This window comes from Paenibacillus sp. BIHB 4019 (assembly GCF_002741035.1).
In the GTDB taxonomy this organism is placed as follows: Bacteria; Bacillota; Bacilli; order Paenibacillales; family Paenibacillaceae; genus Pristimantibacillus.
The window spans coordinates 906664-929604 of the sequence record NZ_CP016808.1; the positions used below are offsets into that span (position 1 = coordinate 906664).

Annotated in this window: 22 protein-coding genes and 1 pseudogene; all 23 read right to left on the reverse strand. The window is 42.8% G+C overall.

All coding sequences use genetic code 11. The annotated features are described in order from the left end of the window. Positions 1 to 15: 15 nt before the first annotated feature. The 23 genes and pseudogenes from BBD42_RS03935 to BBD42_RS04045 all read right to left on the reverse strand — a co-directional run bounded on the left by BBD42_RS03935 (position 16) and on the right by BBD42_RS04045 (position 22924). The gene (locus BBD42_RS03935; protein ID WP_099517085.1) at positions 16 to 3390 is read right to left on the reverse strand and encodes a DUF5704 domain-containing protein; all 3375 of its coding nucleotides are present in this window, start codon (positions 3388 to 3390) and stop codon (positions 16 to 18) included. Between the two features lie 7 nt (positions 3391 to 3397). Beyond that, a complete protein-coding gene (locus tag BBD42_RS03940) occupies positions 3398 to 4690 on the reverse strand; it encodes an S-layer homology domain-containing protein (RefSeq protein WP_099517086.1) in 1293 nt (430 codons plus the stop codon). A 148-nt stretch (positions 4691 to 4838) separates the two neighbouring features. Continuing rightward, the gene (locus BBD42_RS03945; protein WP_099517087.1) at positions 4839 to 5123 is read right to left on the reverse strand and encodes a hypothetical protein; all 285 of its coding nucleotides are present in this window, start codon (positions 5121 to 5123) and stop codon (positions 4839 to 4841) included. 359 nt (positions 5124 to 5482) lie between these two features. Beyond that, the gene (locus tag BBD42_RS03950; RefSeq protein WP_099517088.1) at positions 5483 to 5899 is read right to left on the reverse strand and encodes a hypothetical protein; all 417 of its coding nucleotides are present in this window, start codon (positions 5897 to 5899) and stop codon (positions 5483 to 5485) included. A 406-nt stretch (positions 5900 to 6305) separates the two neighbouring features. Then, positions 6306 to 6467 carry a hypothetical protein gene (locus tag BBD42_RS31690; RefSeq protein ID WP_172455380.1) on the reverse strand — a complete coding sequence of 54 codons (162 nt, stop codon included), beginning with the start codon at positions 6465 to 6467 and terminating at the stop codon, positions 6306 to 6308. Between the two features lie 112 nt (positions 6468 to 6579). Beyond that, positions 6580 to 6774: pseudogene (locus BBD42_RS32785) on the reverse strand (CdiA C-terminal domain-containing protein); the annotation flags it as partial. 507 nt (positions 6775 to 7281) lie between these two features. Then, positions 7282 to 7884: a pentapeptide repeat-containing protein gene (locus tag BBD42_RS03965; protein ID WP_099517090.1), complete on the reverse strand. Its 603-nt coding sequence runs from the start codon at positions 7882 to 7884 to the stop codon at positions 7282 to 7284. Positions 7885 to 7895: 11 nt separating this feature from the next. Next, positions 7896 to 10118, reverse strand: coding sequence for a hypothetical protein (locus BBD42_RS03970; protein ID WP_099517091.1), 2223 nt, complete (start codon positions 10116 to 10118; stop codon positions 7896 to 7898). Between the two features lie 111 nt (positions 10119 to 10229). Further along, complete coding sequence (locus BBD42_RS03975; RefSeq protein ID WP_099517092.1) at positions 10230 to 10520, reverse strand: WXG100 family type VII secretion target; 291 nt, start codon at positions 10518 to 10520, stop codon at positions 10230 to 10232. Between the two features lie 114 nt (positions 10521 to 10634). Next, a complete protein-coding gene (locus BBD42_RS03980; protein WP_150131506.1) occupies positions 10635 to 11609 on the reverse strand; it encodes a hypothetical protein in 975 nt (324 codons plus the stop codon). Further along, positions 11596 to 12141 (reverse strand): hypothetical protein, encoded by a 546-nt coding sequence (locus BBD42_RS03985; RefSeq protein ID WP_099517094.1) that lies wholly within the window; start codon positions 12139 to 12141, stop codon positions 11596 to 11598. Before BBD42_RS03985 ends, BBD42_RS03980 begins: the two co-directional genes overlap by 14 nt. A gap of 18 nt (positions 12142 to 12159) precedes the next feature. Continuing rightward, complete coding sequence (locus tag BBD42_RS03990) at positions 12160 to 12528, reverse strand: hypothetical protein (RefSeq protein WP_099517095.1); 369 nt, start codon at positions 12526 to 12528, stop codon at positions 12160 to 12162. Between the two features lie 8 nt (positions 12529 to 12536). Beyond that, positions 12537 to 13046, reverse strand: a complete 510-nt coding sequence (locus BBD42_RS03995; protein ID WP_099517096.1) for a hypothetical protein — start codon at positions 13044 to 13046, stop codon at positions 12537 to 12539. 68 nt (positions 13047 to 13114) lie between these two features. After that, positions 13115 to 13615, reverse strand: a complete 501-nt coding sequence (locus BBD42_RS04000) for a hypothetical protein (protein WP_099517097.1) — start codon at positions 13613 to 13615, stop codon at positions 13115 to 13117. A 13-nt stretch (positions 13616 to 13628) separates the two neighbouring features. Then, complete coding sequence (locus BBD42_RS04005) at positions 13629 to 15710, reverse strand: hypothetical protein (protein WP_099517098.1); 2082 nt, start codon at positions 15708 to 15710, stop codon at positions 13629 to 13631. After that, on the reverse strand, positions 15707 to 17554 hold the full coding sequence (locus BBD42_RS04010) for an ATPase, T2SS/T4P/T4SS family (protein WP_099517099.1): 1848 nt from the start codon (positions 17552 to 17554) through the stop codon (positions 15707 to 15709). Before BBD42_RS04010 ends, BBD42_RS04005 begins: the two co-directional genes overlap by 4 nt. Further along, a complete protein-coding gene (locus BBD42_RS04015; protein WP_099517100.1) occupies positions 17547 to 18377 on the reverse strand; it encodes a hypothetical protein in 831 nt (276 codons plus the stop codon). The genes BBD42_RS04010 and BBD42_RS04015 overlap by 8 nt, the downstream gene beginning before the upstream one ends. Further along, a complete protein-coding gene (locus BBD42_RS04020) occupies positions 18378 to 18950 on the reverse strand; it encodes a hypothetical protein (protein ID WP_099517101.1) in 573 nt (190 codons plus the stop codon). A gap of 5 nt (positions 18951 to 18955) precedes the next feature. Next, positions 18956 to 20023 (reverse strand): hypothetical protein, encoded by a 1068-nt coding sequence (locus BBD42_RS04025; RefSeq protein WP_150131507.1) that lies wholly within the window; start codon positions 20021 to 20023, stop codon positions 18956 to 18958. 50 nt (positions 20024 to 20073) lie between these two features. Further along, entirely contained in the window at positions 20074 to 20415 is a 342-nt protein-coding gene (locus BBD42_RS04030) for a WXG100 family type VII secretion target (RefSeq protein ID WP_099517103.1), read from the reverse strand. A 53-nt stretch (positions 20416 to 20468) separates the two neighbouring features. Further along, the gene (locus tag BBD42_RS04035; protein ID WP_099517104.1) at positions 20469 to 21812 is read right to left on the reverse strand and encodes a hypothetical protein; all 1344 of its coding nucleotides are present in this window, start codon (positions 21810 to 21812) and stop codon (positions 20469 to 20471) included. Positions 21813 to 21941: 129 nt separating this feature from the next. Continuing rightward, complete coding sequence (locus BBD42_RS04040; RefSeq protein WP_099517105.1) at positions 21942 to 22196, reverse strand: hypothetical protein; 255 nt, start codon at positions 22194 to 22196, stop codon at positions 21942 to 21944. 35 nt (positions 22197 to 22231) lie between these two features. Continuing rightward, positions 22232 to 22924 carry a hypothetical protein gene (locus BBD42_RS04045; RefSeq protein WP_099517106.1) on the reverse strand — a complete coding sequence of 231 codons (693 nt, stop codon included), beginning with the start codon at positions 22922 to 22924 and terminating at the stop codon, positions 22232 to 22234. Positions 22925 to 22941 lie beyond the last annotated feature (17 nt).

Genomic DNA, 22941 nt, shown 5'->3' on the forward strand with positions numbered 1-22941 from the left:
CCTCGTTTACTCTCTCTATCTCCCCGTGCCTTGGAAGTCATTGCGCACCGAGAAGCTTGATTCAAACATCGCGATATCCCCGTATTGAAAGCGATACGTCTGACCGCTATAACTCACACTGCTCAGCGGCTGTCCTTCAATTTCCCACATATTCGCCATTGGCGCGTCATACCGGATTTCCGGATTCGCCTTGCGCTCCTGCTGGTAGGCACTCAGGTCAAAATGAACCATCAGGTAGCCATTTTTCAAAAACGCCGCTTCGCTGCCATTTAGTGCCCCGCCGTTTTGCCTCGCGACCTCTAAAATAGTCGTGCCCTTCGGCAGCACATACGGCGCGATCGGCAGGCTGTACTCCCCATACCATCGCTGCACACTCCGCATCGCTTGCACCGCATTCACACTTGCCGGTACTTGCGGGCCGCTTGGTCCCACTAGCGTACGGGACGCATACGGCAGCTCTTCCAAGCCGTAACCTGCACTAATGACCGTTTTCCGCGTAATGTAGTGCTTCCAGAACTTCTCCCATGAAGCGCCAAACCGATTCGCTGGCGACAAGAGATAATCATATTCATAGCTCGCCGCTTGGCTCAGCGAGGTCGTCGTCACCCCGCGCAGCAAATCCGCCAGCTGATATGTCCGGCTGTACAGCTCCTGATCCCGTGCCGACCCGACTTTAATCAGCTTGTTCCGTGGACCGGATACGTCGTAGTACAAGTCGACTTCTTGCGCACTTCCTCCCTGCTTGCTCACAAACCAGAAGCTCGGCTGGATCTGAATGCCCGCGTCCTTGCCGCTGTAGCTGCCGATGGTTTCAAAATAGAATGAGATCGGGTACCCATTATGTGGCACTGTGGCCGCTTCCCGTGGATGCGAGCCCGGTCGAATCGGCAGCAGGCGTAAAGGCTGGCTTGCTAGAACCGTCTCTTCCCGGTCCTTCGTCCGTCCACCGGATTCATAGACGTAGCCCGAATGCTGCTTCGAGCCTTTCGCGGTGCGAAACACTGATTCATAGCGCAGGTCGCCTATATCGGTGATGGTAAAATCCGAAATGCGGCCTTGCACCGTAAAGAGCAGCGTGCGGCTTGCTCCGTAGTTCGCGAGATCGCCATTGAAATCGGTCTGATAGGCCGATGAACCATCTGGCGTATTAATCGCCCACGCCTGCGTCACCGCATCGTAATTCCCTTCTGGTACCCAGACTGGAATCCGGTACGTTTGCTTCGCTGCCCCAACGGGATAATCGATCCACGTTTGTGCGGGATAGAAGGTGCTGCCGTGGTACACATCAAACGGGAATACAATCCGTTTGTTTCGTGTATATCTCGCATAGTCCCGGTTGCCGTAGCCAAGCTGATTCAAATGCGGCGCTGTCTCGTCAAAGTCGACGGAAAACTCCCGCCCCAGCACAAGCACCGTTCGCGCCATATTCGGAATGACGCTCTGGTCAAAGCCGCGGTTTTCATCCGGCGCTTCAGAATCGTTGACCACGGGGGTATGGACGGTCACCGTGTTGAGTCCGTCAATCGGGAACGTTTGAACATCCCCTTCGCCATTGATCGTCAGCAAGCTATCGTACGACAGGATGCCATCACTCGGCTCATCCCGGCTGTTCGCACGGGTACCGGGTATGATCAAGCCGCTCTCATAGAGGACATCTTCTCCGATCTCCTCGGCTTCCACGATATCGATTGTCTCTGGCGTTTCATCGTCCTGCTGCACGTCGTCCATGATGACGGAGCCGTCGAAATCCAGACGGTCATTCCATACCTTGATGCGCCCTACCTGCTCTTCTGCTTCTTCGGTCCAGTCCTCCGACGGCACGCTCGGGCGGCTGCTGCCGCCATCAATCGTTTCCCCTGCCAGCACTTTCGCACTGTACGGCGGCTTCTCCATATGCTCATCCGTCACGCCCCTTTGTACATCTGGCGCGGTGTAGCCGCTTGGCAGCAGCGTGATTGCCCCATAAGGCAGCGCATATTGGTTCAGCGTCGCTTGCTTGAGTCCCCATGCATCGAACGTCGTGATCTCCCAGTAGGCAAACGGCCGTTCCACGTCATATATATTCGTCACCGTTTCCGTTTCCTGATGGGGAACCGTTCTCGTTCTCGGGTTGCCATCCGCATCTTCACCATCCGATTCCTCGGTTTCCCACTTTAACGTGTACGTTTTGGTAACGGGAATTTTAAACGTACAGGTTCCTATTTCCTGATCAAATGTATAGTCAAAGAGATACGCTTTGCCGAATACATTTGCATACAGCGCGTCACTGCTCGGAATCCCCTTGCTCACATCAAATTGCTCTGCTCCTCGCGCATCTGCCCGAATCTCGCCTCGGGCATCCGGCGTTATGGAGGTTTGGCTACGGCTTAGGCCCGGCTGTGGAACGCACATGTCGGAAGCCTCGCAGCTTTCTCCAGCGCAGCCCACTCTAATTACGCGACTGGCAATGAGGTCATATCCGTCCTTTTGCCAGCGCACCGTTATTTTCGCTGTACCCTCACGATGCGCTTCAATGGTTCCGCTTGGGGTCACACTGACAACAGCGGAACGGTCTGAACTCCAGACCGCTGAGGGCGGATTGACTGCATACCACGTATCTGAGCCCTCAAATCCTTGCGTCAACACTTCACCACGCAGCAAGGTACTTTCACCGACCTGGGTAATCTCATCCCCTACAATTCGTATTTCTTTCGTTTGCTTGTCCTCGCCTCGCCATGTTATTTTTGCTCTAAACTCATATTCGACGGTATATTTAGTTGGTGTGCCTGGCGTAGTCACCGAAAAAGGGGTTTGAGTTGTATAACTAGGACCACCCGTTTTGACTTTAAACACTAGCTTCTTACTCAAATCTCCATTAGGCGCAAGGCTTTCTCCTTCATAAGCATCATCAGTCGCATCATCTACAAAGCTATGCTCACTTGTATTCGTAGAAATATACCATTTCACTAAATCATCTTTTGCATGTTGTACATTATTAGCATCTTTGAAAACAGTTGGAGCATAGGGCTCCATATCCGTTACACCTGTAAAGCTCGTAATAGCAGGATAAGGATTATTGGTTGAGCCAATATTCCTTGCATCCACATAAGGGTCATAACCAGCACTTCCCGCCTCTTCAGATCCTGCTCTAAAATAACCATTATCCAATTGATACCATACCACTTTAGGATGGACGTCTTGAATATTGATGACAGGGTAGGTCTTCGTTTGTTTCCGAGTAGGGCCAGCCGGATTTACAGTTGGCGGAGCTGCAGTTGGAACTGCTGGGCTAGCCGTGATTTGAGTTCCTGCGGCAGCGGCACTCCACTCCTTCAGCATCCATCCAATAGTTACAAGGAGACTTATCCCGCATAAAACCTGCAAGCCTTTTTTTAAAACTATAGTTTTCATGCTTCACCTACCTGTGGAATTCCACAATGCCCCATGTGCCGTCCGCTGCCTTTATATCAATTCCCGAACCAGGATATCTAGAGCTTTGCCAAAACTTAATCGGCTTCCCTACTTGCAGGAAATCGGAGAACTTTTGATAGGTTTGTAGTGGACCAAAACGATTAGGTACAGTTGTATAACCATACACATCAAACAAATCTTCCTTACTATGAATTCTGGATCCTGCTATCCAATCAAAGGAATTTGAATAGGAAGTGGGATCGGCAAATTCTACTGCCGCCGTTACCGTAACTTCCGTATAGATACTAAAAGAATCCCCTTGAACACGAATAAACATGTCTGCAAAAATACTCCGATCCTCACTGCCTAGTGGCTGTGAATTATCCACAACAATAAAACGATTCATAACCATCGTGCCTCTGTTATATTTCAACGCCAAATCTTTCCCCATTACATCATAGATGGTAGCTGGCTTCTTACTTAGCGATATCCCGCCTGTCGCTTTACCCAAGCTGATAGCGTTCGTCCCATACACGCCAACTTCCCTTAGCTCGTTTAAACCTTTGTAACTCTCAGCTTTGCTTCCCTCTATTTTTAAATATCTATAAATCATTACAGCCACTTCCGCACGTGTGGTCGTATCGTTTAGCCCAAAGCTGTCATCCGGCTTCCCTTTCATCAGTCCTGTTCCGCGTGCTATCGCTATGTACGGTACTTGAGTCTCGCTAATCCCAACTTTATACGTTTCCGTAAATGGCAAAAGTGTACCCTCAACTTCTTTTAGTGCCGTTGCAAAGCTTTCCTCACTGCGAACCAGACCTTGCGTGAACCACTTCGCCATATCATATCTAGTCATCGCTTGATTGGGATTAAATTTCCCGCCCGTTGCATCACCGGATTTAATAAAGCCCGCTCCAACTGCACTATTAATGGCACTCGCTGCCCAGTAACTGCTAGGCACATCCGAAAATCCAACCTTGCTGCCGTCATTTTTATTGTTCGTAATACGCACCAATACGCTAGCTAATTCTGCTCGTGTAATCAGTCCATTAGGCTTAAACGTTCCGTTTGCATACCCTTTTAAGTAACCATCTGCTACTGCCTGCTTAATCGTTGCCTCAGCCCAATGCCCCTTTATATCTGTAAAAACAGGAGCTACAGACGCACTTGCATATATTTTCCTTACACCTGGCTGGCTTGATTCACTGCTTTCTTGTGCTTTAGCTTGGACGGCTCCACTTGATACAAGCATTCCTGCTACTAGCACCCCTGCTGCTATGTTTATTTTGTATTTATTCATTGTTACATTCTCTCCTTCTGAGCTCTAATGAAATGGTCCCATACAAAATCAAAAAAAGAGCCTATACCGCAAAATCTTTTTCCAGCAAGCCCTATTGCGCCATAGCTGACTTAAGTTTGGGGGTAGGCTCTAGTTGTTGAAAAATCTTTCAATGGTTGGATAGCTTTATCATAAACAATTCAATCATTTGCTCTACTTTTTTTATGGTTAAATTTCTTCTGCCATGTAAATAAATAATTTTTTTGATCTCTTCCCAGTTGCGAAGCTCATCAATCTCTTTAATTTCTTGACACAATCCATCTACTTGAAAAGGTAATTCACGCTCTTCGAATTCATCCATTAATTTATCTAGATCAGCATAATCCATACTCCAGTTAAAATAACTTTCAATGAAATACTTTAGATTTTCGTATTTTCCTTGTTCAATGCTCATGCACTCCTCTCCTTATTGCAATGAGGGAACCATTCTTATAGTTTTTATCAGAAGTAGTTATCTATTCTTGTCCAAAGCTTTCAAGAAATTTTCTTATTCTAGTTAATTTTAATGTATTGAGCAAGCCAACATTTAAACATGCCCATAGAGGCACCATATCAAACCTATGCATAAACCTCTCTATTTGCTACTCCATATAGAAAAATTTCATCACTGCAAAACTAAATACTTTACGGTTACCAAATGTATGCCTCTAATGGCTCAAGCACTTAGCTTTCGGCACTGGTGCCATTAAGGCAAATGCAAACATAGCAGGCAATCATCGCCTTCTATTTGACTGAAATTATCATCGCTAATTTTTAGGCTGAGCCTAAATGAATCTTATTTTTTATTATATTGACATAGCCTTCCTTCTGTTCATCGAACATCCAAACATCTGCTAAATCTATTAAGTTGTTCTTTTCAACATTTACAATCATTCTATCTAATTTACTCTTATATGCTGAGAGCATTTCCGAACTAACAGATGATAACTTTTCCATTAACCCCATTGAATCAATATCAGCATAGAAAGTTGTCTTTTGTTCATCAATCCTTTCAAAAATTTTAAACGTCGCTAAATCTGTAAAAACATCCTGCCTTATACAACGAATCAAATCAAAGTTCGATAACTCAGAAAGACATTTGCCTGTAATTTCTAAGTGCCATAGAGGTAGTGACATATCAGAAAACTGTGTTGCATTTTGTACTACACTTTCATATTCTTCATTAGTCAATTACTCTATAAATGTCTTTTTCTATTAATCATATACATATTCAATTAAGCCAACCGCCGATATACCTATTATTTAATCATTTTTAATAAATATAGTTCCCATTGAAATTACAATACTCACGACCATCAAAAATACCTAAAGATATATAATTTAACCAAAAATTATTATCTTCTAGATAAATACGCTCCTTAGTGAAAAAGCACAATTCATTATCGCCGTTTGACAAAAATAACGCGTTAGAATGGTTTTTCTTCATCAAATTAAACACAAGTAATAGCACAAACTCATATGTTTTATTGTTATATTCGTTATTTATAAATCGAAAGTTTAGTACACTTTCATACACAAATTCTTTTTTTAAGAATTGCGTGTCATAAGCGTTATATGGATATTCTCCCGACTCCATTTAATAAAGAACCAAACCTAATTTCTCTCTAAACTGATTAATTTCAATACCTTTAGATAGTTTTATTGTTTCAATATCTTCTAGTCCCATATTTTTCAGTTCTTCAATCAGAAGATGTTCATTGATTTTTTTCTCAATTTTGAGAGAATACTCAATAGCCATTAGACAACTCCTCAATGTTTAATATGCAAAACTATACTGCAGCTAGTTGAACATAATTCATTCATGGAAAAAGATGAAAAATACTACCTTTACTATCAATAGCAATTAATTCTTAAAGACCAGGTATTGGCCAATCGGATAGCTGTTTTTTTAAAGCATTTATATCCCCTGTCCAATCTGATAGATTTAAAACTACTTTTTCAGTCTGACCTTCTAAAATCTTCACTTGTACGTTTGAGGCAATATTTCTTGGAGAGGTTTTGGGTTTTGGTGAATAGCAGTCAAAAATTTCTCCCTCTATTTTATAATCTGAGTTTTTAGAGTATTTTCGACTTTTGGATTTTGTTCAATTTTAAATCCGTTTTTAGCTAATATGTCAGCAGCTTCATTTTCACGTTCTAAAGATCGTATGTTATCTAGATCTGGATCGTTGTAATTCACCTTTGTTTTAGTCCCCGTAGGACTAGAGTTTGAATCAGGGAGGCCACTAGGCTTAGTCCTCTCCCCCAATACCTCCTGCCATCGCCATGAGGCCGCCCACTAACATCACGGTATCGCCCGTTACTTTCCCGAACTGATAGCCCACCGTATCCTTACCCACTCCGCTTCCTTCATTATTACTCTCTACTACAAAAACATTCATTTCAATTTAGATGAAGACCGCCCATAAAGGCTTGTCTTCTAATTTTGAACAATAATAAACCACATCAAGTCGTTACACTCGAATGTGGAATATTAGTTCAATTCGATTTACATATGTTAGATATGTTTTTGGTTGAATTATTTATTATTTCGGTACCGGTAGCCAAACAGCTTAACCACTTACTATACATTTTTCTAACATCCATTTTTTTGCTTCATCTGATTTCAACAAAACTGGTTTCTCCAACGTACCGATATTAATACTTTTAATATGAGCTTCTTCTATACCTTTGATATTTATCAAAGTTACTCCGTTTAATAAAGTTTCTTCAAATGTCGCTACACTTATATCTATATTTTCTAGTCTTGCCCAACTAAAATCCGTTAAGTAAAACGATACATTAATCAAATTACAATCTACTAAATATGCATTTCTAAATATTGCTTCCCAACAATCACCTTTACTAAATCTACTACTTTTAATGACGCAGTTAGAAAAATCTGTATATCTGAGATCTGATTTATAAAAATCACATTTATCCAAATATGCATTTTTAAATGTTGACGAGGCTAATAATGATGTGTGAAAATCAATATTTTCCAGTTTGAGATCATCAAAAGTACAATCTATTAAATATGCTTGTTCAAGCAATATATTGGATAAATCAAAACTTCTTAAGTCCGCTTCATCTAACTTTAACATTTCTCCTTCTTTACCAGTTGTCTCAACCCACTTTTTATGCAAATGAAACATACTAAGAATATCTTCTTCCATTTTCTCACTCCTTAAGGATACCATACTATTCTATTTGCTATTCCTGCTTCATCAATAGCTTTCTTCAGTTGTTCAATATGCTCAGGCACCATTTTTTTTGTGTCAATAATCACGTTATTTCCTTTAGAAAACTCTTCATATATTTTTTGCATACCATTTTTAATAGAAAAGGCGCCCTTTTTGGGATTTGTTATAGGAACTCCATTCCTACCACTTGGATATGATTCAAAACTTTTCACGTCCCACTTTAAGCCTGTAGCGGTATCAATAAACTCTGCTCCCTTTTCTGCTTGGGGATCACGAATTATTTTTCCTAAATCGCCTCTTGCTTCTAATGCTAATCCAACATCTCTTTCATTTACATTTTTAGGTTCTATTTTCCCACCACTTGAAGGATCTCTTGCTAAATCCTCCAATTCTTTTTGATTTCTTCCTCCAGTATAGTTTCCTGCTTCATCATATAGATTGGGCTTACTTCCTTTACCCGTCCCCCCAGTATCAATCTTAGGAACATCAATATCCCCTTTGCCTTTCGATCCATTATCGGACTTCCATATATTAGAGAACAAATCGCTGACGTCACCGGGGATGTTTTTTGCGCTTTGAACAACTACAGTGCCTCCGCCGACCAAGAGCCCCCAGCTTGCTACTTGGATGGGAGCTCCAGCAAAACCACCAAGTCCAAATCCTGCTGCATATAGAGCCGTCCCCCCTACTTCTCCGCCAACACCTCCTGCCATCGCCATGAGACCGCCCACTAGCATCACGGTATCGCCCGTTACTTTCCCGAGCTGATAGCCCACCGTATCCTTAGCCATTCCGCTTCCTTCATTATTACTCTCAACTACATACTGCGCCAGACCAAAAAACATGGCATCATCCACCGCGGCTACGAATCCCCCGCTGAAATCATAAAAGCCCTTTTTCCCTTGATTTAGCGCTGGCTCCACACCGGCATATATTTCATTTAACCAGGCATCAGCTTGATTATAGCCTTCTATTACGATTTGCTTACCGCTTGTTAACCCTTCACTAAGCAAATTCTCTAACTGCGCTGCTTTGTTCTGGAACCCATCTATCACCTCTTTTCCTTCTGCTTGAATTTGCTTCCATCCGTCTGCTAGGTTCTGCTTTGTCTGCTCGACGGTTTGTCTCCAGAACTTCTCCAGAGCCCCTTCTTCCTTAGCACCTGACTTTGGCACCTCAGGTTCCTTTGGCTGAGGACCATATTTACTTAAAGCTTGGCTCGCTTGCAATATCGTCAACAGGTCTTTTAAACCGCCCTTAACCTGACCTTGCTGCACATTTGCGACTAAGCCGCCAGCAGCGTCCCGAATCGTTTGCTGCAGCTGATGAATTTCTTTGAGCTGTACCTTTGCCAGTTCACCCATCGGACCCGGCGTTTGCGCCATCATCACCATAAACAAATAACGTTCGTTGTCTGGAAGCGGCACCCGCGTCGTCATATCCCCTTCGAGCGCAAACGATGGATCATAGTCACATGCCAGCAGCGGCACCTGCTTGAAATAACTCGTCATATTCACGTTGGGGGCAAAATAAATTTCCGCTACGCCTAGCGCCTTCAGCTTCTCCCGGCTGATTTCCGCCTGCTTGTGCATCTCCGCCATTAGCAGATGATTCCCAAACTGCTTGTACACCGCATACGCCGTTTGCGCCTTTGCTATCAGATCCCGCTCGGCAAATATCGCCTCCAGCTTCATTTCCGCATCCAGCTTCTCCGCCGCAGTCGCTCCTTGCAAGCCTGCGACCCGCCGCAGTTCCTTCACCAACGGATCGCTGGACCATCGGTCCCGGCTGGCCTGCGGCAATATCCGGTCAATCAGATTCGTTACCATCGGACGGAAGGCGACAGGAACAGGCGTGTAGCTGCCACCGCCTGTCGTCCCTACCCGCTTCAACAGGTCAAAACGCTCTAGTCCGCTGAGTCCCTTCGCCAGCTGCTTCGCTTCCTGCGCCGCTTCCGCCTGCACTCGCTCGATGCCCTTCAACGCTTTGCTGATCACTTCCGTCATCTGCTCCGCTTCCTGCGTCAAACTCGTCAGTTGTCTCTGAATTTGCTCTAGACTCCCTAGCACCGGCAAGGGGTGATCCCAGCTCGCGATCTTCCCGCTCACGCGCCGCCGAAGCGCATCTGTGTCTGCTCCGATTCGCACAATCTGCTGCTGCAGGCGCTTCACTTCATCCGGTTTAAACACAACCTGCTTGCCAGCCATTTTCCCCCTCCTTATAGCAAATTAAGTATAAAAATAGCTATGCAAAATTTGCATAGCTATTTTTATATAATCTGCATGAGTTGTCTAAATACTAGTTTTTCAAAATAGCATTTAGAATTTTTGAGAGCTGATAACGTTATTGGAAAGCTCTTCGTATTTGTTCGATACGTTAATCATATGCTTGGACAGTCCTTCAAGAGCTTCACCAAACTTTTTGAATGTTGGCTCCATGCCGCGAACCTGATCCATAAAATCTTTAGCTGCTTTATCGCTCCATACGGATTCCAATTGATTGATCGTGCCCATAACACTTGCTAGAAGAGCATCAAATTGCTCTTTTTGACCATGTACCTTTTGGCCTTGACCTTTCAAACCATCATAACTCAGTCTAACCTCTGCCATTATGAACACTTCCTTTTCATATAATTACTTATTTTACTTCTTTTGTATTATAATACAAAAATACTTTTTTATCTACACTTTTATTTTATTTAATAGAAATATTTCCTTTATGTTTCAGCATTCATTCAAAAAATAACCCTTTCTAACCGCTTCTTCCGTATCGTATATCGTTTCTATTACTGTTATTCCAGTTGACGGCACGCATTGCTCAGGATACGCATTATGCTTGCCGCTTGAAGCAATTGTGCCAACCCATGGCTTCCGTTGAACGACAGCACTGCCTGCGAAGGAATAAGCATCCAAGCGCTCCCCACCTGGCAGAGGATACCCTTGAATAAATGCCATAAATCCCATGTCTTTGATCGACTGCTGATCAATGCCCTTAGGCAAAGTAAACTGTACAGAAAGCCCTAGACGCTTGGCAATCTCCATATGCCTGTTAATGGCTGTCGCCATATCTTGTTCGATCAAGGACGTAATCGTGCTTTGCCTGATTTCTTTAAACTGCTCGATGGTAAGAAGCGGCGCCAGATTCGTCTGCACACTAAGAGACTCATAGTCTCCTTGATAAAAACGATTTTGGCCCTTGTCGTAGACAAGCGCATTGTTATCCATAGTGAAATAAATGGTATTGCCATTTCGCAGCTGATACAGAAAGGAGCGTGCAGGCCAGAAAACCGAAGTCAGCTCCTGACCCCCTTCATAGCTAGCCGTGTCATCCAGCGTCACCATGACATATCCGTTATAACGAATCATGACTAGGGCAGGGATATGCAGCTTCAGGTTTTGAATAGCTACGGCATTATTTTCAATGCCAAATTTTAATGCCAAATTTTCATAAAAAACATTGATCATCTCTTGATCCAGATCCAATTGCTTTTCCTGCTGATATCTTACCGATACTGTTGTTTGCTGCGATTCCAGACGGGATAAATAGGCACCCGTATCGTCAACCGCAGCTTGAAAATCGTTTGTATATCGCCTATGCATTTCCTCGTTAAAGCTCTCTAAATCTTGCTTGGCATCATTTAATACAACTAGAGGAATAGCAAGCACAAGAAATAGAAGCAGCACGCTAAGGGGCCTCATTTCTTACCATCCCCCCATACTTGATGTTGATGGGAACATTTTGACTTTTAAATAAGAAGGTACGAAAATTAGATGCTAGCGTCGTCCCTTTAAGGGAAAGACGCACATTAAATAAATCTCCCACGAACATATTAAAGCGGCGATTCGGATCATCTTCGGCCAAAGCGGCGTTGCCGTATAACCGATTCAATATTTCTTTTGTATAATATCCGTCATATCGAACATTAAAGCTGTTCTGAAACGTTGAAAAATCATTTGGGTCGGTATAGTTGGGCTGCAGATTTTTTTTGTAATATTCAAGCTGAACCTCAAATACGCCATATGATGCGTCTAGTGAAGAAAGGAATATTTTATAATCGTATAAGTCCACATAGCCCTTCGAGCGTACCGTGTCCACAAATTCAATGGCCGCTGCATTTGCACGCTGCTTAATTTCCTCTTCAACGTTTTCAGACTGACGATAGGCAGGATATATAATGAAAGCAAATACAAGTAAAATGACGACCACGATTCCCTTTAATGCGTCAGCCACACTTGTCCCTCCTTTCCATCAGTGACTGGCGCGAACTGCTGTAATTTTGCCATTCGTTCTCGTTACTGATAAGGTATAGCTTAATCCGGACACCCCTCGAAGATCGATTTCCTCAATATCCGTATCCGCATCCACTCTAATGCCATCAATCGATAACGTGTACTCCCCATTCAGAGCAAAAGGCACCATACCAATGACCTGGTCTCCGCTAATATGGCTCAGGTTTCCTGTACCTTTATATAAAGCTGAAGAAACATAAGGTGTAGTCGAATCAAGGATTGGCAATTGCTCCAGCTGATTACTCTCATTTTTCAAAAAGATAAAGCCGCCAATCATAAAGAGGAACCATGCGAACAAGGTGAATAAAAATTGACGTGTTGTGTTCATGAGTCAACCTACTTTTGAGAAAATTCTATTAAACGAACTTCTCCATTTTTATCTTTATAGGTTTTTGAAACAAATACCGCTGTGGTGTTGATATAATAAACACTATTCGTTTGATCCTGCATAGTTGAAACGTCCACTTGTCTTTTCGTATCGTAAGAACATGCCTTTGTAGATAAGTCCACTAACAGATCTGATCCTGTTGGAATTGAGTAACAAATTGTATAATTGTTTTTGGCATAAAACCCCGTTCTATTTTCACCTGTATCAATGTAAACAGAAAATTGCGGACGACCACTATAGCGTGTAGAAGCATTAATAACATCTTGGCCTGACACGTCTTTATTATCATAGCTGCTGAATTCTGCCTGATTAATAAGCTTCGTCTGGGCGAGCGTCTGCTCTTGCGCCCGGTTGAAATACCCGTTAATTACAAGATAAATACTTACAGCTGCAGCTATAATGAGAATCGTAACGATAACTCCAATAACCCACTTTAACCCTGTTGAAATATTTTCCATTTCACTCATCCTTTATAAATATAATGGCCTTGATTTAATCTTTCATTTAAGAGCTATCTGCATTAGCCTTATTGCGACCGAAAATAAATAGCTTGAATTGTATTGTTCGCATCTTTAATTAGCGTAGCTCGGAACCGGGACTGGGGAGAGATATAATAGGAGCTGTAATTGCTCGTCAAATCATCCTCATCCGCGTAACAATTGTAGGAAGTCCCCTCTTCAACTTGTCCAGATGAATAATTAAAGTTTCTGCAGGCACTCGATATTTCGTCCGGCCTCATTCCAAAATTGGTGTACGTCCCATTTTTATAAAACTGAACATACAGAACAAGTCCCTCATGCGTCGCATATCGTCGATAGGCGGTTACAATTTGCGAACCGCTCACAAGCTGATTGTCATACGCTGAGTATTGCTGCTCCGTTAACTCTCTCGCCTGAGCAGCAGCCTGTCCATTCGCAAGCTGCAGCACTGGCTGCGAGGCACTCCATAAAAACATGCCGGATGTAATAATCGCCAGCGTAATAAGTATGGATATCGTTGTTTTCAGGAATACCGATATATTTTCCATCGCATTCCCTCCTCTACATCTTGCTCGTTAGTATCGTTAAATCGCTAAGCTGTTTAAATGCCATGTAAGCAAAAGGAAGCAATAAATATAGAGCAAATGTCGCCTGTATAGGCAGAAATCCAAACATTTTTCCCAGCGTGCTCTTCGTACTAATTGTCTTCTCATAATGTTCCTTGCGCTGATCCATAGCAAAGGCTCTTTCTGCCTCCATATCATCAAAGGCCTCTTTCACAGGAATCAAATCTGCTGCAACCTGCAAACGATCGGCCAATCGTTCCAATGGCACAAAGCGCGCATCGTCTTTCAATTGCTCTATCGCTCCCCATGCTCCCGCTTCATAATCCAGCATGCACCGCAGTAACTGCCTTTCGAAAATGTAACTATAGCGATGAAGCCATTCAATGATTTCGTATACGCTAATATTCGGGAAATTGGATAGCATCATAGACAACGTATTAAATCCATCCACTTCATTTTGCATTTCCCATTTCCTAATTTGCTTGCGAATAACCAAGTAGGCATCAGGAGCGTAGAAAAAGGCCAGCGCTACGCAAAAGGCAATCATTAATTCATACCATTTATAGTATTCGCTCTTGTATGCCTCTACCCGTTCCATAAGGCCAGCGGCGTATTTAGCTTCATCCAAGCCTTCCGGCAAGTAGTTTTTATCTTGGAGGTTTTTATAAATATAGGCCGATGCTTCATCTGGAGAAACATCTTTAGCTACCAGCTCGCCAACCAGCGAATTTTCAAATCGGTAACGCTCCTCGCTTAGCAATCTTTGCGATTCAGGCTGGTTACCTCCCGTAGTAATGGCTATATTCGGTTCCAGCACGTTATGCTTAATCGTCTGGTGTATGGAAACCTGAAATACGATAATCACCAAAAAGGCGACTACAGAAACGATTATTTTTTGCAGATAGTAAGCGTGAATGGTAAGCGAAGAGTTGGCTTCTTTCAGTTTATTCAGCGCCTTTAAATGAAGAGAATCGTGTTCAGCAGGCGTAATCCGCCCAACCATCTGCTTTACCCCTTTTATTTTCAGCAAACGATTTAGCCATTTTCCCTCATCTTTAACAGCCTGTGCATCTCCATCTACACCCTTCAAAATCCGCAAGGCAATAAAGGAAGTTGCGAAAATGATATAGAGCAGGATTAGCGAATACAAGCCCCAAGCGGAATTATAATAATCGGAGACAATCGGAAACATGCTTTCAGCCCAGTTGCGAATTGGATCAAGCATAAAAATAGGCGAAACGGCCACAAAGACAATACCAGCCAATAAACGGTCAATTCGTTCTCTGCGATTAATATCCAGATGAATTTCTTCACGAATATTTCCGAGCATCGCTAAATAAATCGATTTTTCGCCTTTGTGTATATCTACATCGCCATACTCGCCGATTTTGTAGCTGACACCTGCCAGCTGCTTCATGTACCGATTTGGCGCCGTATCATAATATTTCTGCAGCTCGTCTTGAGGATCAACAGCACTTAATATGCTGGCGATTCGCCTCGCATGCTCTGCAACAATCGGCTTTGAGCGCTCTGCAGCATTTTCCAAACTAACCAATACCATATGGGTTTGATGATACTGATGCCTGATATCCAAAATCATCGAAGACTGATCATATAAAATTTGTTTGCTTAAACGGCCGATAAAAATATCGCTCAGCACACCGCTTAAATAAACGGAGACCAGCACAATCGACATTCGGCTGAACCATGAGGAAGTCCATAAGAAAGACACAATACTAAGCAATAGCACACAAGCCATTATGCCTATAGTCAGCGCTGCCGCTTGGCTTCTGATCACCGTGTCATTACCTGCATGTATAACCGTCAATCTCACTCTCATGCGATGAAGCACGCTTCGCACAAAAGGAATTTCATCCAATATAGGATAAGCAGCCAGTGCCAGCTCCAGCCATTTGCGTTCTTTGGGCTTAGAAGGGAGCAGCGCCTTTAATCTTCTCTGTTCCTTATATTGCGAGCCCTTCAGCTTGTTTTGAACCCATACATAAACCGCTAATAAGGCTAAAAGCAAACCAACTGAAATCAAAATGATGATCAGCAATATGGATTGCAAACTCATGCCGCTTCCCCCCAATGGGCCAATAAAAAGGCTTTAAAGCTTTCGGCATCATCATGATCCATATTTTTGAGCATTTCTTCCGCTTTACGCGCCGTTATTCTGTCCTTCACCACGTACTTATCATTTTCCCAAACAATAACATCTCTATATTGATAGGATTGCCGATCTGTAACGCGGCCGAAATATTCGGTCATCGTATCCATAAAAGCATCCAGCTTGTCGGTTACATTTTCAGCCTCTTTATACGTTTTAGGATATTCGTATTGCGTATCAACAGGAATGATTTCCGTAACACGCTCCACGAACCGCTTCCCCGAACGAAGAACCAAATGAACATTAAAGCCCAATGCCTCAACAACCTGGCTTTCAGCGATTTTTTCATTGGAAAATGCGCCTGAAGCAATTAAGCTGTTACGAAGCGCATTTATCAAGTTCGCTAATGTTTTGCCATGATGCGTGAACAAGGTATACTCGGAAGCAACCTGTGCTGCCTGGATGACATAACTAACGACAGAATGGGTAGCCGCCTCACCGACAATGTTAACCGCACCATCCGTCTTCTTCTGAACATCCAGCCCATCTTGTCCACTAACGGTTGGCGTTTCTCTAAAGGACAAAATATTTTTGTGGGGATACATTTTCCGTGCCCAAATTTCAAACGACGTCTCCTGAATCCGGATGTTTTTAGCATAAATATACTTGATTAAAGCTTTAAGCAGTGTTGTTTTACCAGACCCCTGCCTGCCGGTTATAGCCGTAACCTGATGCCCCAAAATAAGATAAATGAGCATATTTATAACTAGCTCGGATCCTTCATCCTTAATCTGTTCTTCTAAATCAACAAGCGAATCATTGAATTTACGAACAAAAAAGGCCCAGCTTTCCGCCATTTTCGGTCTGACGACAACGACCCGGCTGCCATCTGCCATATCGTTGATAATGTAGCCTCGTGCCTCATTGAGCTGTCCCGGATTGCCAAATCCATAAATATTTTGACAAACACGCTTCAATTCTTGCTCGGAGCCGAAGCTCAAAAACTCCAGCTGCAGGGATTTCCCCCGATAAAAAATCCATATTGCATCGTAAGAGCGAGCAATAAATCTTTGCTGATTTACATAATGATTAATATCAATATTTTGCACGACATCTGGAGGCATGCCGCTTGTCCCGCCATTGATTCCGTCTATATTCTGATCACGAAGTTCATCAATGGCACCCAGGCCTTTATAAATTTGATAGGCTCTTTGTACAATAATGTCGACTTTATCTTGAAAAGTAAGCCTCGGTTTTTCCGCGAAATAAATGCTGCGAATTTGTTCCTCTGTTATGCGATAGCCTTTGGAGCCATCCTCCAGCTTCACAAGCTGGTCCAGATTATATTTATCGATGATTTTATTAAAAGCTTCTTGGCGATGATCTTTCTGAAAAACATGCAATAAAATTTCAAAGCAATCCTGAGTGCTAAGCTTATCCATATAATCAAATCTAATGACGGTATTTACATTCGTCTCATTTAAACCATACGTATTCAATAGCAGGTCGCGCATATAAAGCTTCACAAATTTTTTGGCTGACAGGTCTCCATGCATGCAGGAACGCAGCGCCTTCTGCAACTCCCTCCTGCGCGCCTTCCTGCGGTTGTATTCTTCCACCCCTGGACTGCCTTCATATAATGAAGAAGCGATAATTTCTTCAAATGCTTTCCTAATGAACACAACAATTTCATTCATGTCATATTTCAAATAGTTAGCTGACTCTTCCTTTGAATTCCGCTTAGTCATCCAGAAATATACAAACACGATAATGGCGATAATGACAATGACAATCAAAATAAAATTAATCATTGCCGTCATCCTCCACAGTTGTATACATATTTAAAGCGCTAAGAATCTGCGTCCCAACATGACGTATAGAGCTTGTGAAATAAGCATCCTCATTAAACTCAAGAAACCTTTTTTTGGCTATCCTTGCTTTTAACAAATAATTAATAATATTTTGATCATTTTGCGCATCCATATAACGCACATTATGGGGCACATAACCGATCTGTTTCTTGTTAATGCCATATTCCCTTGCTATGCGTTCTATTGTCATTTTAGAGTTCCGTTCGTACGAACCTATACAATACACGACTGGTTTTTCGTTCAACACAGAGGGCCAATCCTCTTTTCCAAAAAAGGAGTCCAGCACTGAGCGATTTTGACTCAAGTTAATAACAATGAGGTCGGCATGCTGCATTACTAACGTTGACATTTCATTACGCGTGCCCGAAGAAACATCCATAAATAACAATTCATAAAACTGTTTATAGGTCTCAAAAATATGAGGAAGCACCTGCCGCAAGGAATCTTCATCTTGATTAGAGGGACCTGCGATCAAATCAAGCCTGTCCTTCAAAATGGACTCTGAATTGTCCCTGACACCTTCCGCCGTCAGCATCCCGCATTGTACGAGCCGCTCAATCGCTCCCATTCCAACAGCGGACAAGGAGGAGGTGCTCGTTTGCCTTAAATTGCTATACGCCTTCTCCAAGGTTGAACGCTCAAAGTGGGTATGTGTCATTAAAATTCTTAAATGATGATCAAGCGCTATAGTGGTAGCAGCAGCAATCATGTTAGAGGTTGTTCGAACCTGTCCATGGACAGGTCCCCAGAAAGCTACAAGCATTTATTTCCCCCACTTCCGTGCAAACTTCCAAAGCTTCTTCATGTCTTCTTTTGGAACATTACAAAATTCAATTAAGAACTCACTAATAGCATCCGCAAAATCCGAGTCAACCTTCATCGTAATATGTCCGTCATGCACCCAATCAATCGTCCGCTTGGAGCTTGCAATATAACTAATAATGGACATAATCATCGGAAAGGACTTTTCAATAAATCTCACGTCCAAGACGCTATCTTCTTCTATAACGAGCAATGCGCTCGGAATCACTTGCTTACTTAAAAGCATCTCTACATGCTCGATTGACTTCCGTTCGTAAGTTGTGGCGAAGATAATCGTCGCATCCGAAACGCCTTCCGGGATATTTGCATGCCAATCATATAAAATAATATCCGCCTGTATCGGCTGTCCCGCCGTTCCAATCATCACTCCAGATACTTCGCCTTCAAAATAATCATAGTTTCTGGAGTTATCCGTCATGATTGCAACTTGCTTCTCCGTATGCAGCTTTAACATCACAGCTGCTGCTAGAATAAAGTCATGTTTAAGACAATCACCAGTCACGACAACATTCATTCTTTTTATTGTCCTCCTAATACTTCCGAGTCTATCTCTGTAGTTGTTTGATCATTAAGATTAGGCTTATCGACGTTCGGATTGATAGAACCTCCATTTTCAAATGATTGTTCCTGTCCAGTGCCCGTTTCGACTCTTTCGACAATGCCATTGACGGATTGGGAATCATCGGTTTGCACTTCAACTGCCCCTTCTTGAACAATTCGCGATGTTACACCGCTTCCGATTGGCGCGCTAGCCCCTATTCTAAATCGGTCGTCCGGTTTGATGAGCGCCAGTCTTTTCTCCAAATCAATACGTATGCTTTCGGTTAAATCCCATTTAGCTTGATCGACAATCATTGGATTGGTTCTAATTAACTGAATTACGTCAATATTCGGAATATAAGTAGCAATCGGTTTTGGTTGGAGCTCAGGCTCCACATATTGCTTCATATATAGCTCTGCATCATTGATATAGGCATCAACTAATGCAGCTTGCAGCAATACCGCTTCTTCTTCCGTATCATTAAAGAATGCATATTGCTTGTTTAATTCGATTTCTTCCAATTTCTTTTTCGCTACAATGATATAATCCTCGCCGTTTGGAAACACAATTCGAATATCGACTACATCATGCTTCTTCGCTTTCAGAGGAAGCTTAATATACTGGGTCTCTTCTTTACGTTCTGAAGGGTCGAGTTCCGCTGCATCCCTAACCATTTCCGATGTTACAGCCGTCCCATATTCCGCATCTATTTTTAAATGCTTGCCTACAATATCCTCTTTCTTCACAATCAAATTACTTGGTGTAGCAAACCCAGGAAGAAAATCTTCTATAAAATCATCTTCTTCAATGACTTCGCCGGCATATTTCATAGTAGCTAGAATAAAAGCCTTATTTGAGGGATCGCGATACCTGTCTAAAACTTCATTTTGCTCGGCAAGCTGTTGTTCATAAGCAAATCTTTCATCAATTAGCTTGGCATTGTAATAACGAGAGCTCATAAACCACACACCTGAAGTTAATAGAGCAGCTAGCCCTCCTGAAATGATGATATTTTTCATCATCTTCTTATTTCTACGTACAGCCAATTTACAACCTCCATCTATATAGTCTGACAACTATTTATGTATGTGATCAATCACTTAGCCTTTACAGTAGTTGACGATTTGGCAGCATTTCTTGCAGCTGCTTCTTGCTCACGCTGCCTTGCTGCCTCACGTTCTTTAGCAAGCTCCTCTTGCTTCAATTGGTTAGAATATTGATTAAGGCTTGTCTGCACTTGCGATAGCTGCCGCTGAACTTCATTCATCGCTTTAATCCAGCTTTGACATTCTGCCGCGAATTGAGCTTGGCCCATTTCATTCCAATAGGAAGTCATGCCTTTAATGGATTGACTCATTTCACTGCTGCATGCTTGAGCACTCCTTATTAGCTCCGTGCATTGGGTGCTATAGCCACTAACCTGTGAAGAAGTAACCATGGTTTACCCTCCCCCGTTATTTTATGAATACACTAATTAGGTAATCGAAGCCTTTACTGGCTTTCAGGAACTATCGCAATTCCCATAAACACTAAAAGTAAGGTAATAAAAATAACAGCCCCGATAATAATCCAATTAATAACCGGCTTACGAAATAGCTTTTTTTGACTACCAAGCAATTCGCTTGCCCATTCTACAGCTGTATCACTCGGGTATAGCGGATCATCATGATCGGGAAGCAATGTCGCCTGGATATCTGCAAAATCCTTCTTTAGCTTTCGCAAAACATCCTGATGCCCTTTTTCTAAAAGCAATCTGCATCTTTTGCGTTCATGCGGTGTGAGCGTATTAAGCTTCTCCTTCAATAACTCATATTTCCACATCGCCCCATTACCGACCATAATAGGGATTTGAGAGTTCCACCATAACTCTAGGGCGCTTATCCCTCTGCGTTCTTTATGAATATCCACCCACAAAATAATATGAGTAAAGCCACTAGTCATTAGCTCCGAAATATCCCACATGTATCCTCGTCTAAAAAAGGTCACACCCTCATACTCAAACATTTTCGAAGTAGAATCTTCCTTTTCGCCGTCGAAGGCCACTTCTTCCAAAGAACTGATTTCCGGCCTATCATCCCCGCAAACTAGAGGCTTCCAGCCAAGCTTCACTAAGCCCGCAGCCATTAAAAATGCTGCCGCACCGACATCCTCTTCACCACCAACTCCACAAACCCCTATAATGAGAGGCAAGTGACTGCCTGTCATAATTCTTGCTGCCGCCGATACCGGAGCTGCGTCTATGTCATCATCTTGCTCAATTTCTTGCAGCGGCAAAGGGTTTTCTGTTCTTGGCCGTATAGTTGAGGGCGCGCTCCGCTGTTCATTTCTTATGCTCCCTGATGGAGAAGGAGGCGAAGGCGGATTCACTCTCCCTCCAGATGCCCCCGAAGGCTGCGGCCTTGTTAAGGATTGCAAAGAACCATTATCTGGAGGAGGAACAGCACCGCCTCCCGCGCCTTGACCAGTCTGGTCTTGACTAGCTGAACGGATAAAGGGAATTCGCCATTTCTTTTTCCCTAGTATGTTGTAGTAATCTCTAGTCGTTTTCTTTTCTTTAATCCAGTTCAGAATATCATCGCTTTTAAATTCAATGGTAAATTGAAGATCATGTACCCCCATGTTGACCATTGCTCTTATAAATTCAACATCGGTTTGCAGCCCAGCTTCCAATTGAACAATAAGGCGAGTATATTTGAGACGTTTTCTTACAGCTTGAATTAAGGCTACAACCTCATTCGGATTAACAGGGCTTCTGAGCCCTGCCCCGCCTTGAATAATAATAGTGGCTGAGGAATCTACTTCCTTCGAGCGCAAACCCTCAATCAGCTTGCTCAAATTATCATGGCTACCCGAAATAACGAACCCTTCCATTTCTAGCGTTCGAGAGAGCAGTAAAGTGAGCTCGGGAGCGCAGACTAAATGTATCTTTTTAATAGGACACCCTCCTTACCTAAAAAAATAAATTCAAATTAAAATAATGCGAATTAACGATCCATCTCCAAAAATAACATTGGAAAGCATTTCGCCGTCCTCAAGGCTGTTCCATTCTTCTCCTGTAGCACTGAATTCGCATTTAAATTGATGCTGTTCAGGCAATAAATAAGCCGTTTGCAACAGGACAAGCAATTGCTTTAGCGTTATGCCGAGCGAAATTTCTAAGTCTTGCACGGTTTCCGTTTGTCCCGAATTGATAATAAAAGTGATGATTGCACTTTGCATACGTTTTACCACCTGCCGATTTCAACTTTAAACTGCTAGAACCATGAATAAATTTCGTTAATTGCTGCGGGCAAACTCAATAATGAACGATCATAATTTTCATGTTCATCCCTCTCAATTTTCCACAGCTGCTTTCCCTCTTTTAAAATAGCAAACCAGCTTACAAGCTCGCTGTGTTCCCCAGACACCTCAAACAAGCAGAGTTTTGTTAAAAACGCCTCTTTTTCCATAGCTTCTACTAACCACTCTTGCACTTCTTCAGAGCTCTTCGTTTCATTCTCAAGCACTTCTCCCTCATCCAGCGAGAAGCGCTCTGCTATTTCGACTTGTATCTCTTGCAAGCTATAAAATTTTCTAACGATATAACATTGTTGCTCCTCATCATAATGCATGCCGAACACAGAAGGCTGAGCTACAAAATAAAACACTTCCCGCTCGGTCCGCTTGCCAAGCTCAATAGATTGACTGTAATAATTTGCTGAGGAGGTCGCGAGCTCAATGAATTCATGCAAGGTAGCATTAACTTTAGCAACGCCATCAAAATCAATTTCCATTAGCTGCTTATTTTCCAAGGAGCGCTGCTGCGTATTCATAACTGAGCGAATTTCACTATCTGATTCGAATTCAAGCTTTAAACGAACACCAGGAATTCCCGTCCCTCCGATTAAGGAGGTTAAATAAACAAGCTCATACTCGCTTAATTGAAAAGTCTCTCTAATGATATCCATGATTCTCCACCTATAAA

Excerpts from the sequence above, each read along its gene's own strand:
- BBD42_RS04030 (WP_099517103.1), bottom strand. The coding sequence starts at position 20,415 with ATGGTTACTTCTTCACAGGTTAGTGGCTATAGCACCCAATGCACGGAG.
- BBD42_RS03980 (WP_150131506.1), bottom strand. The coding sequence starts at position 11,609 with ATGAGGCCCCTTAGCGTGCTGCTTCTATTTCTTGTGCTTGCTATTCCT.
- BBD42_RS04005 (WP_099517098.1), bottom strand. The coding sequence starts at position 15,710 with ATGAGTTTGCAATCCATATTGCTGATCATCATTTTGATTTCAGTTGGT.
- BBD42_RS04045 (WP_099517106.1), bottom strand. The coding sequence starts at position 22,924 with ATGGATATCATTAGAGAGACTTTTCAATTAAGCGAGTATGAGCTTGTT.
- BBD42_RS03970 (WP_099517091.1), bottom strand. The coding sequence starts at position 10,118 with ATGGCTGGCAAGCAGGTTGTGTTTAAACCGGATGAAGTGAAGCGCCTG.
- BBD42_RS04020 (WP_099517101.1), bottom strand. The coding sequence starts at position 18,950 with ATGAATGTTGTCGTGACTGGTGATTGTCTTAAACATGACTTTATTCTA.
- BBD42_RS31690 (WP_172455380.1), bottom strand. The coding sequence starts at position 6,467 with ATGGCTATTGAGTATTCTCTCAAAATTGAGAAAAAAATCAATGAACAT.
- BBD42_RS03990 (WP_099517095.1), bottom strand. The coding sequence starts at position 12,528 with ATGAACACAACACGTCAATTTTTATTCACCTTGTTCGCATGGTTCCTC.
- BBD42_RS04000 (WP_099517097.1), bottom strand. The coding sequence starts at position 13,615 with ATGGAAAATATATCGGTATTCCTGAAAACAACGATATCCATACTTATT.
- BBD42_RS03940 (WP_099517086.1), bottom strand. The coding sequence starts at position 4,690 with ATGAATAAATACAAAATAAACATAGCAGCAGGGGTGCTAGTAGCAGGA.
- BBD42_RS04040 (WP_099517105.1), bottom strand. The coding sequence starts at position 22,196 with ATGCAAAGTGCAATCATCACTTTTATTATCAATTCGGGACAAACGGAA.
- BBD42_RS04010 (WP_099517099.1), bottom strand. The coding sequence starts at position 17,554 with ATGATTAATTTTATTTTGATTGTCATTGTCATTATCGCCATTATCGTG.
- BBD42_RS03965 (WP_099517090.1), bottom strand. The coding sequence starts at position 7,884 with ATGGAAGAAGATATTCTTAGTATGTTTCATTTGCATAAAAAGTGGGTT.
- BBD42_RS03935 (WP_099517085.1), bottom strand. The coding sequence starts at position 3,390 with ATGAAAACTATAGTTTTAAAAAAAGGCTTGCAGGTTTTATGCGGGATA.
- BBD42_RS03945 (WP_099517087.1), bottom strand. The coding sequence starts at position 5,123 with ATGAGCATTGAACAAGGAAAATACGAAAATCTAAAGTATTTCATTGAA.
- BBD42_RS03975 (WP_099517092.1), bottom strand. The coding sequence starts at position 10,520 with ATGGCAGAGGTTAGACTGAGTTATGATGGTTTGAAAGGTCAAGGCCAA.
- BBD42_RS03995 (WP_099517096.1), bottom strand. The coding sequence starts at position 13,046 with ATGGAAAATATTTCAACAGGGTTAAAGTGGGTTATTGGAGTTATCGTT.
- BBD42_RS04015 (WP_099517100.1), bottom strand. The coding sequence starts at position 18,377 with ATGCTTGTAGCTTTCTGGGGACCTGTCCATGGACAGGTTCGAACAACC.